Consider the following 13648-nt stretch of genomic DNA (forward strand, 5'->3'; position numbering starts at 1 on the left):
CGGTGAGGATTACGGGAAGGGGATGAATGCGACGGCGATGCCGACGAACGCAAGCGCCTCGGTGAAGGCGATACCGATCCACATGAGGACCTGGAGACGGCCGGCCAGCTCGGGCTGACGGGCGACACCCTCGATGGTCTTGCCGACGACGATGCCGACGCCGATGGCCGGGCCGATGGCAGCGAGGCCGTAGCCGACCGCTCCGAGGTGACCGTTGATTTCAGCGAGAACCGTAGTAGCGTCCACGGGTTTTTCCTTTCGTTGGGTGGGAAGGCTGATGCCTGCCCGCTCAGTGCTCTTCTGCGACCGCGAGCTGGATGTAGACCGCGGTGAGGACGGTGAAGACGTATGCCTGGAGGACGGCGACCAGGATCTCGAAGATCGTGAAGGCGCCGCCGAAGGCGAGGGTTCCGACACCGAGCGCGGCCCAGCCGCCGCCCGCGGTGAAGAAGAAGAACTGGGTCGCGGAGAACGCGAGCACCAGGATCATGTGCCCCACGACGAGGTTCATGAGAAGACGCAGCGTCAGCGTGACGGGGCGCAGGATGAACGTCGAGATGAGCTCGATGATCGCGACGATCGGCATCGCGGCGACCGGCACGCCCTGAGGGAACAGGGAGTTCTTGAAGAACTTGAGTCCGTGGCGCTTGATACCCGCGTAGATGAAGGTCACGTAGCTGACCACGGCGAGCGTCAGCGGCACCGCCACGATCGCGGTTCCCGGCATGTTCAGGAACGGGATGATTCCCGTGATGTTCATGAACAGCACCATGAAGAAGATCGTGGTGAGGATCGGCAGGAAGCGATCACCGTCCTTGCGCCCGAGCATGTCGTGGGCGACGTTGGTGCGGACGAAGCCGAGCCCCATCTCCACCAGGCTCTGGAAGCGTCCGGGAACGACCTTCATGCGTCGGGTGCCGAGCCAGAGGATCAGCACCACGGCGATCACCGCGAGCAACTGGACCAGGTGGATCCGGTTGACGGGGATCGGGCCTACGTAGAAGAGGATCTCCGGGAAGAAATCGTCGATCGAAGGGCCGTGGAACTCGCCGTCGGAGGCAAGTCGGGGGGTCAGGGTCGCAGCAAGATTAAACAGCGCGGGCTCCAGCTTCGGGGCACCGGTCTAAACCGGGGCGACGATGGTCGGTGTGCAATCAGCGCAAGCGCTCGCGGGCGAGCGGCGGGCACGTTTCAACAGTATCAGAATCTGAGGGTCCCCTAAGACCGCGGGCCCCCGTCGACCGGTCCCTCGTCGACCGGTCCCTCGTCGACGCGATTCGCGTTTCCGGGCGCACGATCCTCGGGCACCTCTGTCGGCAGCGTGGTGTCGCTCACGTTGGGCAGCCGCATACGGGTGAGCACGATCACATCGATGGCGAGCGACATCAGGACGCCGGCCACGATCGAGAGGAAGAACACCATCGGCTCCAGCCAGGGCTGGCCGGCGAGCAGGATCATCGCGACGACGAACAGTCCGAGCTTGAGCAGCCAGCCCCCGAGGACGATCGCGAAGAACAGCTGCACGTAGATCGGGTCGCCGTACCAGCGGTTCGCGATGAGGATGCTGATGCCGGTGATCGCCAGGAACACGGCTGCGAGCAGCACGCCCGACAGCCCGCTGATGAGCCCCTCTCCCCCGGCGACGGCGTAGCCGACACCGCCGGCGACGACGGCCAGCACGGCGGTCGCGACAGCCGACCAGATGAGGGTGCGACGCAGGATCGGCGTGCTGGAAACGGGGCTCGGGCTCATCAGGACTCCACGGGTGTCGGGTCGGTTTCGGCGGCCGCTGCGCTCTTCCTGCGGCGGGTGGGGCTCAGGGTGACGACGAGGCACGCGGCGATGCCCACGACGCCGAAGCCGACGCCGGGAAGGTACTGGCCGGGCCAGTCCTCCCGCGCACCGACGTACATCAGCAGGACGGCGAGTGAGATGACGGCCGTCCACGCGTAGAAGATGAGGACCGCGTCGCGGTCGCGGTGGCCGAGGTCCAGCATCCGGTGATGGAGGTGCTTGCGATCGGGCGAGAACGGAGAGCGACCCGCGCTCATGCGTCGCAGCACGGCCAGACCGAAGTCGAGCAGCGGCAGCAGCACGACCAGCAGCGGCAGGAGGATCGGCAGGAAGGCACCGATCAGCTGCGAGCGACCGAGGCGCTCGGGATCGAGAGCGGACGGATCCATCTGCCCGGTGATGGAGATCGCCGACGTCGCCATCAGCAGACCGATCACGAGAGCGCCCGAATCCCCCATGAACAGCTTCGCCGGGCTCCAGTTCAGCGGCAGGAAGCCGAGGCAGGCGCCGATCAGGACTGCGGCGAGGAACGTGGAGAGGTTGAAGTAGCTCGAGGCGCCGGAGTCACGCGTGAAGATGTACGAGTAGGCGAAGAAGACGCCGTTCGAGATGAGACACACCCCGGCGACGAGTCCGTCGAGTCCGTCGATGAAGTTCACCGCGTTCATCACGATCACGATCGCGAACATGGTGATGGTGATGCTCAGCCAGCTGGAGACCACGATGAGGTCGCCGAACGGCAGCGAGAGGATCTGCAGTCCGCCTCCGACGGTGATCAGTCCCGCGGCCAGGAACTGCGCGCCGAGCTTGATCATCCAGTCGATGTCCCAGAGATCGTCCACGACACCGATGATCGCGATCAGGAGCGAGGCTCCCAGGATCGACCACATCGTCTGCGGCGGGATCCAGATGCTCTGGAAGAAGGGGTTGACGGCCGAGAATCCGAAGGCGGCGGCGATCCCGAGGAAGATCGCGACACCGCCGAGACGCGGTGTCGGCGTCGTGTGGACATCGCGCTCGCGGATGCCGGGATACAGCTTGAATCGGAGGCTGAGTCGCCAGACCGCCCAGGTCAGCGCGAAGGTGATCGCTGCCGTGAGGATGACCGTGGCGAGATACTGCTTCACGAATCCGCGTCCTGCGGCTCCTCCGCATGCACATGCTCCGCGCCCTGGGGCTCCTCGGGTTCGAGCAGGTCGCCGAGCACCTCCTGCAGCTGCTCCCGCGTGACCGCTCCGTCTCGGAGGATGCGGACGGTGCCGGGCTCGGCATCCGTTCCGCGACGGACCAGAGACGTCGCGTCGACGATGGTGGAGGCGATGCCGTCCTTGCTCAGACCGTCGGCGAGGTACACGGCGACGCTGTCGCCCAGCATCTCCTCCGCGTCCGACGCCGAGATCGCCGCGGGCTGGCCCGTGAGATTGGCGCTGGAGACGGCGAGCGGACCGGTCTCGGCCAGCAGCTCGAGAGCCACGCGTCCTTCTGGCATCCGCACCGCGACGGTGCCGAGCGTCTCACCGAGGTCCCACACCAGCGAGGGCTGGGCAGGGAGCACGATCGTGAGACCGCCGGGCCAGAACGCGTCGACGAGGCGTTCGACCGGCTCCGGGACCGATTCGGCGAGAGCCGCGAGCGTCTCCTTCGTCCCGATCAGGACGGGCGGCGGCTGATCGCGACCGCGCCCTTTCGCGTCGAGCAACCGCTGGACGGCGGCCGGGGAGAAGGCGTCGGCGGCGACGCCGTACACGGTGTCTGTGGGCATCACGATGAGTTCGCCACGGCCGATCGCCTGGCGCGCATGGCGCATGCCGGCGAGCAGCTGCGAGTCATCGCGGCAGTCGAAGATGGTTGACATGACGGTTCGATTCTACGTTGCGCGAGTGCTGCAGATGCTCCGAGCCGGCTGATCAGGGCCGGAGTGCGGTGGTGGTGCGATCCCGCAGGGTGAGATCGCGATGCGTCGCCGGCGCGCGCCACCCGTCCGCGGCGAGGATGTCCCTGATCGATTCGCCCTGCAGTTCGCCGTGCTCGATCACGAGCAGGCCTCCGGGATGCAGGAGCGCGAGCGCCCGGGAACTGAGCACGCGCACGATGTCGAGGCCGTCCTCTCCCCCATACAGCGCCATCGCCGGGTCGAAGAGCCGCACCTCCGGATCGCGCGGAATCGCGGCGTCCGGCACGTACGGCGGATTCGAGATGACGACCGATGCCGTGCCGTCGAGCTCGGGGAAGGCCTCCCCCAGGTCGGACAGCACGAGCGTCAGATTGTCGACGCCGGCGACGTTCCGGCTCGCCCATGCGTGCGCATCCTCGGAGAGCTCGGCGGCGAAGACGCGGGCGTGCGGAACCTCCGTCGCCATCGCGAGGGCGATCGCACCGCTGCCGGTGCCGAGGTCGACGCCGATCGGTGCGGGGTCCGCGGAGTTGAGCAGTGCATCGATCGCGTACTGCACCACCGTCTCGGTCTCCGGCCGCGGCACGAAGACACCGGGTCCGACAGCCAGCTCGAGATGACGGAACGGGGCCGTGCCGGTGATGTGCTGCAAGGGTTCGCGTGCGGCACGGCGCGTCACCAGGGCTTCCAGAGCGCCCGCCGACTCGTCGTCGACGTCGTCTCCGCGGATGATCGCGGCCTGCACCTCGCCGCGTCGCCGACCCAGCACGTGCCCGGCGAGCAGCTCCGCATCGACCAGAGGATCGGGGACGCCGACGTCGGCCAGGCGCTGAGCGGCGGCACGGACGAGCGCCGCAAGAGAGGTGTCGGACATGGCTTCCAGCGTAGAGCGCGATGGGCTGTCACAATGCCGCTGCGACAAGGCCCCTCCCCTAGGCTGGACCGGCAGCGACCCCCGCACAGGAAGGCTCCTCATGCCCGGCATCCACTCCGACATCACGACCGCGTTCGGCAACACGCCGCTCGTGCGTCTGAACCGCGTGACCGAGGGCCTCGGGGCCACTGTGCTCGCCAAGCTCGAGTACTACAACCCGGCATCGAGCGTGAAGGACCGCATCGGCATCGCCATGATCATCGCCGCGGAGGCGTCGGGCGAGCTGAAGCCCGGCGGCACGATCGTGGAGTCGACGAGCGGCAACACCGGCATCGCTCTCGCCATGGTCGGCGCCGCCCGCGGCTACCGGGTCATCCTGACGATGCCGGCCTCCATGTCGAAGGAGCGTCGAGTGCTGCTCAAGGCGTTCGGCGCGGAGATCGTGCTCACCGATCCCACCAAGGGCATGAGCGGCGCGATCGAGGAGACCAAGCGCATCGTCTCGGAGACGCCCGGCGCGATCTGGATCCGCCAGTTCGAGAACGCGGCCAACCCCCAGATCCACCGCGAGACCACGGCGCAGGAGATCCTCCGCGACACCGATGGCGCGGTCGACATCTTCATCGCGGGCGTCGGCACCGGCGGAACGGTGACGGGGACCGGACAGGCCCTCAAGGCCGCGAAGCCCGGGGTGCAGGTCATCGCCGTCGAGCCCAAGGACTCGCCCGTGCTCACCGAGGGCCACCCCGGCCCGCACAAGATCCAGGGCATCGGCCCGAACTTCGTCCCCGACGTGCTCGACCGCGATGTGCTCGACGAGATCATGACCGCCGAGTTCGACGAGTCGCTGCGGGTCGCCCGCGACCTCGCCGCCAAGGAGGGTCTGCTCGTCGGCATGTCCTCCGGCGCGGCTGTCGCGGCGGCGCTCAAGGTGGCCGCTCGCCCGGAGAACGACGGAAAGACGATCGTCGTCGTGATCCCGGACACCGGTGAGCGCTACCTCTCCACCGCGCTGTTCGAGGACCTGCGCGAAGACTGAGGGTTTCGATGGGCATGATCGGGCGGATGCGCGAGGACGTCGCGGCGGCTCGCCTTCGTGACCCCGCCGCGCGCAGCAGCGCCGAGGTCGCTCTGCTGTATCCGGGGCTCCACGCCATCTGGGCGCACCGCGTGTCGCACGCGCTCTGGCGACGCCGGCTGCGGTTGCTCGCGCGCGCGGGCTCGCAGTTGTCGCGCTGGCTGACCGGGATCGAGATCCATCCCGGCGCGCGGATCGGTCGCCGCTTCTTCATCGATCACGGGATGGGAGTGGTGATCGGCGAGACCAGCGTGATCGGCGACGATGTGATGCTCTACCACGGTGTGACTCTGGGCGGACGGACGCGCACCTCCGGCAAACGCCACCCGACACTCGGCGACGGGGTCGCGGTCGGTGCCGGCGCGAAGATCCTGGGCCCCGTGACCATCGGCGCTCACTCCGTCGTCGGAGCGAATGCCGTCGTCACCCGCGATGCACCGGCCGACAGCATCCTCGTCGGGGTTCCCGCGAAGCCGCGTCAGCGCCACACCGGCGAGGACACCAGAGCGCTGCTCACCGCGCCGGACTACGCGATCTGAGCGTCGGCGAGACCGAAGGGCTCAGCGCCGCTTGGTCTTGACCGCCTCGACCCTCTTGCGCAGGAAGATCAGAGGAAGCAGCACGCTGCCGAGCGCGGTGATGAGCCAGACGATCACCGAGCCGAGAAGCCAGCCGGTGAGGTCGGTGATGCGCAGTCCGCCGATGGGCAGCAGCACCACGATGATGAGCGAGATCAGCGTCGAGAAGATGCCGATGCCGCCCATGAGCACGGGGGCATATCGCGTGGCCATCTTGCCCACCCACGGCGCGAGCACGCTCTGCAGGATCGCGAAGATCAGGATGCAGACGACGAAGCCCCACCACTTGTCCCATTCGATCTGGAAACCATCGAGGGCGAGGTCGGCGGCGATCAGGCCGAGACCGGCCGACACGACATACATCAGACCGCGGAACAGAAGTGTGATCACGGCCCGATCATAGCGTTCGCGCTGCGCGTCAGGAGTCGGAGCCGACCGCGGCGAGCCGCGCTTCCTCGTCGGCCGTGATCGCGCTCTCGATCAACGGGTCGAGCGCTCCGTCCATGACCTGATCGAGGTTGTAAGCCTTGAAGCCGGTGCGGTGATCCGCGATGCGGTTCTCGGGGAAGTTGTAGGTGCGGATGCGCTCCGAGCGGTCCATGCCGCGGATCTGCGATCGGCGGGCATCGGAAGCCGCGGCATCCAGCTCCTCCTGCTGGCGCGCGAGCAGGCGGGCGCGCAGCACGCGCATACCCGCCTCGCGGTTCTGCAGCTGAGACTTCTCGTTCTGCATCGAGACGACGATGCCGGTGGGCACGTGGGTGATGCGCACCGCGGAGTCGGTCGTGTTCACCGACTGACCGCCGGGACCGGAGGAGCGGAACACGTCGATCTTGAGGTCGTTCTGGTCGATGTGGATCTCTTCGGGCTCGTCGACCTCGGGGAACACCAACACGCCGGTGGTCGAGGTGTGGATGCGCCCCTGCGACTCGGTCGCGGGAACGCGCTGCACGCGGTGCACGCCGCCCTCGTACTTCAGATGCGCCCACACGCCCTGGGCGGGGTCGGAGGACGATCCCTTGATGGCGACCTGAACATCCTTGTAGCCGCCGAGGTCGGACTCGTTCCGCTCGAGCAGCTCGGTCTTCCAGCCCTTGGACGCCGCGTACTGGATGTACATGCGCAGCAGGTCGGCGGCGAACAGCGCGGATTCCGCACCGCCCTCCCCCGCCTTGATCTCCATGATCACGTCGCGAGCATCGTCCGGATCGCGCGGGATGAGCAGACGCCGCAGCCGTTCCTGTGCGGCCTGCAGCTCCTCCTCCATCGCCGGGATCTCGGCCGCGATCGACTCGTCCTCCCGCGCGAACTCGCGCGCGGTCTCCAGATCATCGGTCGCGGCGATCCAGGCCTCGTACGCGGCGACGATGCGGGACAGCTCGGCGTAGCGGCGGTTGACGCGCTTCGCGCGGGCGGCGTCGGCGTGCACCGCCGGGTCGGAGAGCTCCTCCTGCACCCGGCGGTGCTCGTCGATCAGAGTCTGGACGGACTCGAACACGGCTCAGCCGCTCAGCGGATGTTGTTGTCGTGCCCGTGCGCGCCCGAGGGAAGCGTCGGGATCGACTTCTGCATCTGCACGAGGAACTCGACGTTCGAGTTGGTCTCCTTGAGCTTGCCGAGGACGACCTCGAGAGCCTGCTGCTGGTCCAGGCCCGCGAGAGCGCGACGCAGCTTCCACGTGATCTTGACCTCGTCGGCCGAGAGCAGCATCTCTTCGCGACGGGTGCTCGACGCGTTCACGTCGACCGCCGGGAAGATGCGCTTGTCGGCGAGGGCGCGGGACAGGCGCAGCTCGCTGTTGCCGGTGCCCTTGAACTCCTCGAAGATGACCTCGTCCATCTTGGAGCCGGTCTCCACCAGCGCCGTGGCGAGGATCGTGAGGGATCCGCCGTTCTCGATGTTGCGCGCCGCACCGAAGAACCGCTTGGGCGGGTACAGCGCCGACGCGTCGACGCCACCGGTGAGCACGCGACCGGACGCCGGGGCGGCCAGGTTGTACGCGCGGCCGAGGCGGGTGATCGAGTCGAGCAGCACGACGACGTCGCGACCGAGCTCGACCAGGCGCTTCGCACGCTCGATGGCGAGCTCGGCGACCGTGGTGTGGTCTTCGGCCGGACGGTCGAACGTCGAGGCGATGACCTCGCCCTTGACCGAGCGCTCCATGTCGGTGACCTCTTCGGGGCGCTCGTCGACGAGCACGACCATGAGGTGCACCTCGGGGTTGTTCTGCGCGATCGCGTTCGCGATCTGCTGCAGGACGATCGTCTTGCCGGCCTTGGGCGGCGCGACGATGAGGCCGCGCTGGCCCTTGCCGACCGGGGCGACCAGGTCGATGATGCGCTGGGTCAGCTTCTCGGGGGCCGTCTCCAGGCGCAGACGCTCCTGCGGGTACAGCGGGGTGAGCTTGCCGAACTCCACGCGGGTGGCCGCGTCGTCCACCGACAGGCCGTTGATCGAGTCGACCTTGACCAGCGCGTTGTACTTCTGGCGGCCCTGCTGCTCGCCCTCGCGAGGCTGCTTGATCGAGCCGACGACGGCGTCACCCTTGCGGAGGTTGTACTTCTTCACCTGGCCGAGCGAGACGTACACGTCGCTGGGACCGGCGAGGTAGCCGGTGGTGCGCACGAAGGCGTAGTTGTCGAGGACGTCGAGGATGCCGGCGATCGGGATGAGGACGTCATCCTCGCCGATCTCGGTGTCGAACTCGTCGGTCGGGACACCGCTGCGACGCTTGTTGCGCTGACGGTTGCGGTTGTTGCCACCGGACTGGTCATCGTCGGCGGGCTGAGCCTGCTGCTCCTGCGCGGCACCGTTCTGGCCACGGCCACGGTTACGGCTGCGGTTGCGGTTGCGACCACGGCCGCCCTGCTCCTCGCCGCCCTCGGAGTCGTCGTCGTTGTCGTTGTTCTGCGCGTTGTTGTTCTGCGCGTTGTTGTTCTGCGCGTTGCGGCCCCGAGCGTTGCCGTTCTGGGCCGGCTCGGCGGGAGCCGTCTCGGAAGCGGCATCCGCCGCGGGCGCCGCCTCTGCAGCCTCGGCCTCGGGGGCTGCCGTCTTCTGGGCGCCACGGCGTCCGCGGCCGGTCGACTTAGGCGCCGACTCCGCCGGAGCTTCTGCCGGAGCGGCATCTGCGGCCGGCGCCTCTGCCGGAGCGGCTTCCGCGGTCGGGGCCTCGGCATCCGACTTCTTCGCACGGCTGCGACGCGGTGCCTTCGCCTTGGGCGCGGCCTCCGCGGGCTCGGCCGATGCCTCGGCGGGCGCCGATGCGGTCTTCGGCTCGGATTCCGCCTTCGGCGCGGCCTCCGCCTTCTCGGCCTTCGCCGCCTCGGCCTTCTCGGCCTTCGCCTCCGCCGTGGCGGTGCTGGCACGACGCGGTGCGCGCTTGCGCGCCGGTGCGGCCTCGGTCGCGGGGGCTTCGGACACCGAAGCGGACTGGTCGTTCTGGGTCTCGGAGAGGTTCTCCACGAGTACTCCCTTATATGTCATGGGGAATGAGCGTTGAACGCACACAACGGGTGCTGCGCGCGATCGCACGGGCTGACGCTCGGCGCCAGCCAGCCTCGGCACTTGTGCCACAGGGATTTGCGTGCGGGTCTTGCAAGAGTTGCAATGGGGCCAGATTCACGTAGCTACGTGGAGCCCTCCGCTCGAGTCCCCACTGTACCACCACGCACGTCGACTGCGAGCAGGAGCGCCTCCCACGGGGTGTCGGTGACTCGATCGGCCAGCTCCACCGCGTCCTGGCGGCTGCCCGGCCCGTCGGCCAGCACGAGCACACTGGGACCGGCACCGGAGACGACGGCTGCGAAGCCCGCCTTGCGCAGCGCCTGCACGAGCCGCTGCGTCTCGGGCATCGCCTCGGCGCGATAGTCCTGATGGAGGCGGTCGGCGGTCGCGTCGAGGAGCAGCTCCGGACTCTGCATCAGGGCCGCGATCAGCAGTGCGGAGCGCGAGACGTTGAACACCGCATCCGCAGTCGAGACGTGCGGAGGCTGCAGCGAACGCGCCTGCGAGGTCGACATCGTGTACGCGGGGACGAGCACGAGGGGCGAGACGCCGCGGTGCACGAGCAGCTTCTTGTGCTGGGGCCCGCGCTCCCCCATCCAGGCGATCGTCAGCCCGCCGAACAGCGCCGGAGCCACGTTGTCGGGGTGGCCCTCCAGCTCGGTGGCGAGACGGAGGAGGTCGGTGTCGCCGATCTCGACGTCGCCGGCGAGCAGTCCCTTCGCGGCGAGAACTCCGGCGGCGACGGCGGCACCCGATGAGCCCAGTCCGCGGCCATGCGGGACGCCGTTCTCCGCGATGATGCGCAGACCCGGGGCGGGGCGACCCGCATCGGCGAAGACGTAGGCGATCGTGCGGACGATGAGGTTCGACGCATCGCGCGGAATCTCGGCCGCACCCGAGCCGGTCACCTCGATCTCGAGCTCACCGGCCGGCAGCGCCGTGACCTGCAGGGTGTCGTAGATGCTGAGCGCCAGGCCGAGCGTGTCGAAGCCGGGGCCGAGGTTCGCGCTCGTGGCCGGCACCCGAACCTCGACGGTGCGACCTTCCACCGGATTGCCCTCGACGGGGGCGAGGGCTGACGCCATCGTCACTCGCCTTCCACCCGGAGCACCGAGACGACCCGGGCGACGACCGTGCTGTCGGCGAGAGCGTCGACGGTGGCGCTGAGCGCCTGCTCGGTCGCGCGGTGCGTGCCGATGATCAGACGGGCGGTCGGCTCGTCTTCGCCCTCGACGGTCTGCACGACCGTCGCGACCGAGACCCCGCCGTCGCTGAGGATTCCGGCGACCGTGGCGAGCACGCCCGGCGCATCCGCGACCTCGAGCGTGATCTGGTAGCGGGTGGTGACGTGTCCGATCGGAACGACCGGGAGGTTGGCCCTGGTCGATTCGCCCACTCCGACGCCCCCGGCGATGTGACGGCGGGCAGCGGAGACGACGTCACCCAGCACGGCGGAGGCGGTCTGGACGCCACCTGCTCCCGCGCCGTAGAACATCAGGGATCCGGCAGCCTCCGCCTCGACGAAGACGGCGTTGTTGGCGCCGTGCACGGATGCGAGGGGGTGCGAGTTCGGCACGAGTGCCGGGTAGACGCGCACCGAGATCGATTCGGCGCCGTTGGCCTCGATGCGCTCGCACACCGCGAGCAGCTTGATGACGAAGCCCGCAGCGCGGGCCTCCTCGATCATGGACGGCGTGATCGAGGTGATGCCCTCGCGGTAGACGGCTTCGAGCGGCACGGCCGTGTGGAATGCTAGGCTCGCGAGGATGGCGGCCTTCTGCGCGGCGTCGTAGCCCTCCACGTCGGCGGTCGGGTCGGCCTCGGCGTATCCCAGACGCTGCGCATCGGCGAGCACGTCGGCGAAGTCGGCGCCCTCGGAGTCCATCCGGTCCAGGATGTAGTTCGTCGTGCCGTTCACGATGCCCATGATGCGCACGACCCGGTCGCCGGCGAGCGAGTCGCGCAGTGGCCGGATGATCGGGATCGCACCGGCGGCCGCGGCTTCGTAGTAGACGGATGCGCCCACGCGATCGGCGGCCTCGAACAGCTCAGGGCCGTGCGTGGCGAGCAGCGCCTTGTTGGCAGTGACGACGTCGGCACCGGAGCCGATCGCCTGCAGGATGCTGGTGCGGGCGGGCTCGATGCCGCCGATCAGCTCGATCACGATGTCGGCACCCAGGATCAGCGACTCCGCGTCGGTGGTGAAGAGTTCCTTGGGGAGATCGACGTCACGCGGCGCATCCACGTCGCGCACCGCGATGCCGGCGAGCTCCAGTTCCGCACCGGCACGGTCGGCCAGCTCGTCGCCGTGGCGCAGCAGGAGCGCCGCGACCTGCGACCCGACCGCTCCGGCACCCAGCAGTGCCACACGAAGTCGTCGGTATTCAGTCATGGTTGCTCCTTCGGAGGTGGGTCATTGTTCTCCCTCGGGGGCGTGCGCCCCGTCGATGCCCGCGTCACGGGCCAGCACGTCGTCGACGGTCTCGCCTCGGACGATGACCGTCGATCGTCCATCGCGCACGGCGACGACGGGCGGACGCGGTACATGGTTGTAGTTGCTCGCCAACGGGACGCAGTACGCACCGGTGGTCGGCACGGCGAGCAGGTCGCCGGGCACCAGATCTTCGGGCAGGTATTCGTGGTCGACCACGATGTCGCCGGATTCGCAGTGCTTGCCGACGACCCGGCTGAGTCGAGGCTCACCGGACCCGATGCGCGAGGCGAGGCGCGCCGAGTACTGGGCGCCGTACAGCGCGGGGCGCGCGTTGTCGCTCATGCCGCCGTCGACGCTCACGTATCGGCGCACGGCGCCCGTCGCCACTGTCACGTCCTTGGTGGTGCCGACCTCGTAGAGAGTGATGCCCGCGGTGCCGACGATGGCACGACCAGGCTCGAACGACAGTGCGGGAACGGGGATGCCGCGTGCAGCGCAGCCCTCCGCGACCGAGGTGACGATCGCGTCGGCGAGTCCTTCGATCGGAGTCGGGTCGTCCACGCGCGTGTAGGCGATGCCGAAGCCGCCGCCGAGGTTGAGCTGCGGCACCGGACCGCCGTCGAGCAGGGTGGCGTGCAGGTCGAGCACGCGGGATGCGGACTCGCGGAAGCCGGCGACGCCGAAGATCTGCGAACCGATGTGGCAGTGCAGTCCGGCGAAGACCAGACCCGGGATCTCGCGGATGCGGGCGACGGCGGTCTCGGCCTCCGGGAGCGGGAAGCCGAACTTCTGGTCCTCATGAGCCGTGGCGAGGAAGTCGTGGGTCTCGGCGTGCACGCCGCTGATGACGCGGACCAGCACCCGCTGCGTCGCGCCGGTGCGAGCGGTGATCGCCGCGAGCCGTTCGATCTCGATGGCGCTGTCGACGATGATCGTCCCGACGCCCACCTCGACGGCACGCTCGAGCTCGGCGACGGACTTGTTGTTGCCGTGGAACCCCAGCGACCCAGGTGCCACACCGGCCGCGAGGGCGACGGCCAGCTCTCCCCCCGTGCAGACGTCGACGCGCAGGCCTTCGTCGACCACCCAGCGCGCGACCGTCGTGCACAGGAACGCCTTGCCGGCGTAGTACACCTGAGCCGTGGTGCCGTTGTCGGCGGCGGCGCGATCGAATGCGAGACGGAACCGCCGGGCTCGCCCGCGCACCTCTTCTTCATCGAGCACGAGCAGCGGCGTGCCGTAGGTGCGGGCGAGGGCGGTGGCGCTGACACCGGCGATGTCGAGCACGCCGTCGCCATCACGCGTCGCGGACGCCGGCCAGACGCCTTCGGCGAGGTCGTTCGCGTCATCGGGCACAGCGAGCCATTCCGGAGCGAGCGAATCGGCAGGGAGAAGCACTGATCACCAATCGTGGGAAGGATCTCGGGCGGGGTCGCGCACATCGAGGTTGACCCGATTCTAGGGCACCGACCGCGTGTCCCTGATCATGGTG

14 protein-coding genes are annotated in these 13648 nt (G+C 68.7%); 2 read left to right on the plus strand and 12 right to left on the minus strand.

What is annotated here, in order from left to right:
* Positions 1 to 9: 9 nt before the first annotated feature.
* From atpE to prmC, 6 genes are all read right to left on the minus strand, one after another.
* Complete coding sequence (gene atpE / locus AC6CHX_RS04235; protein WP_017830994.1) at positions 10 to 246, minus strand: ATP synthase F0 subunit C; 237 nt, start codon at positions 244 to 246, stop codon at positions 10 to 12.
* Between the two features lie 43 nt (positions 247 to 289).
* A complete protein-coding gene (gene atpB / locus AC6CHX_RS04240) occupies positions 290 to 1075 on the minus strand; it encodes a F0F1 ATP synthase subunit A (protein ID WP_205820389.1) in 786 nt (261 codons plus the stop codon).
* A 143-nt stretch (positions 1076 to 1218) separates the two neighbouring features.
* Positions 1219 to 1752, minus strand: coding sequence for a Cg1360 family ATP-synthase-associated protein (locus AC6CHX_RS04245; RefSeq protein ID WP_498271740.1), 534 nt, complete (start codon positions 1750 to 1752; stop codon positions 1219 to 1221).
* A complete protein-coding gene (locus AC6CHX_RS04250; RefSeq protein ID WP_376104999.1) occupies positions 1752 to 2921 on the minus strand; it encodes an MraY family glycosyltransferase in 1170 nt (389 codons plus the stop codon). Before AC6CHX_RS04250 ends, AC6CHX_RS04245 begins: the two co-directional genes overlap by 1 nt.
* A complete protein-coding gene (locus AC6CHX_RS04255) occupies positions 2918 to 3649 on the minus strand; it encodes an L-threonylcarbamoyladenylate synthase (protein ID WP_498271741.1) in 732 nt (243 codons plus the stop codon). The genes AC6CHX_RS04250 and AC6CHX_RS04255 overlap by 4 nt, the downstream gene beginning before the upstream one ends.
* A gap of 52 nt (positions 3650 to 3701) precedes the next feature.
* Positions 3702 to 4562 (minus strand): peptide chain release factor N(5)-glutamine methyltransferase, encoded by an 861-nt coding sequence (gene prmC, locus AC6CHX_RS04260; protein ID WP_498271742.1) that lies wholly within the window; start codon positions 4560 to 4562, stop codon positions 3702 to 3704.
* A 100-nt stretch (positions 4563 to 4662) separates the two neighbouring features.
* Here prmC and cysK point away from each other — a divergent pair, with 100 nt between their 5' ends.
* Together cysK and epsC are read left to right on the plus strand one after the other, a co-directional pair.
* On the plus strand, positions 4663 to 5601 hold the full coding sequence (gene cysK / locus AC6CHX_RS04265) for a cysteine synthase A (RefSeq protein ID WP_498271743.1): 939 nt from the start codon (positions 4663 to 4665) through the stop codon (positions 5599 to 5601).
* An 8-nt stretch (positions 5602 to 5609) separates the two neighbouring features.
* Entirely contained in the window at positions 5610 to 6179 is a 570-nt protein-coding gene (gene epsC / locus AC6CHX_RS04270; RefSeq protein ID WP_136043237.1) for a serine O-acetyltransferase EpsC, read from the plus strand.
* Positions 6180 to 6200: 21 nt separating this feature from the next.
* On the opposite strand, the gene AC6CHX_RS04275 is transcribed toward epsC, so the two are convergent.
* The 6 genes from AC6CHX_RS04275 to lysA form a co-directional block, all read right to left on the minus strand.
* The gene (locus AC6CHX_RS04275; RefSeq protein ID WP_498271744.1) at positions 6201 to 6608 is read right to left on the minus strand and encodes a hypothetical protein; all 408 of its coding nucleotides are present in this window, start codon (positions 6606 to 6608) and stop codon (positions 6201 to 6203) included.
* Positions 6609 to 6636: 28 nt separating this feature from the next.
* Positions 6637 to 7716: a peptide chain release factor 1 gene (gene prfA, locus AC6CHX_RS04280; protein WP_376104984.1), complete on the minus strand. Its 1080-nt coding sequence runs from the start codon at positions 7714 to 7716 to the stop codon at positions 6637 to 6639.
* Between the two features lie 11 nt (positions 7717 to 7727).
* Positions 7728 to 9680 (minus strand): transcription termination factor Rho, encoded by a 1953-nt coding sequence (rho, locus tag AC6CHX_RS04285; protein WP_498271745.1) that lies wholly within the window; start codon positions 9678 to 9680, stop codon positions 7728 to 7730.
* 164 nt (positions 9681 to 9844) lie between these two features.
* Positions 9845 to 10807, minus strand: a complete 963-nt coding sequence (thrB, locus tag AC6CHX_RS04290) for a homoserine kinase (RefSeq protein WP_498271746.1) — start codon at positions 10805 to 10807, stop codon at positions 9845 to 9847.
* 2 nt (positions 10808 to 10809) lie between these two features.
* Positions 10810 to 12114: a homoserine dehydrogenase gene (locus AC6CHX_RS04295; protein ID WP_136043233.1), complete on the minus strand. Its 1305-nt coding sequence runs from the start codon at positions 12112 to 12114 to the stop codon at positions 10810 to 10812.
* A gap of 21 nt (positions 12115 to 12135) precedes the next feature.
* Positions 12136 to 13554: a diaminopimelate decarboxylase gene (gene lysA / locus AC6CHX_RS04300; protein WP_498271747.1), complete on the minus strand. Its 1419-nt coding sequence runs from the start codon at positions 13552 to 13554 to the stop codon at positions 12136 to 12138.
* Positions 13555 to 13648 lie beyond the last annotated feature (94 nt).

The sequence above is a fragment of the Microbacterium sp. GQ128 genome (genome assembly GCF_059758615.1).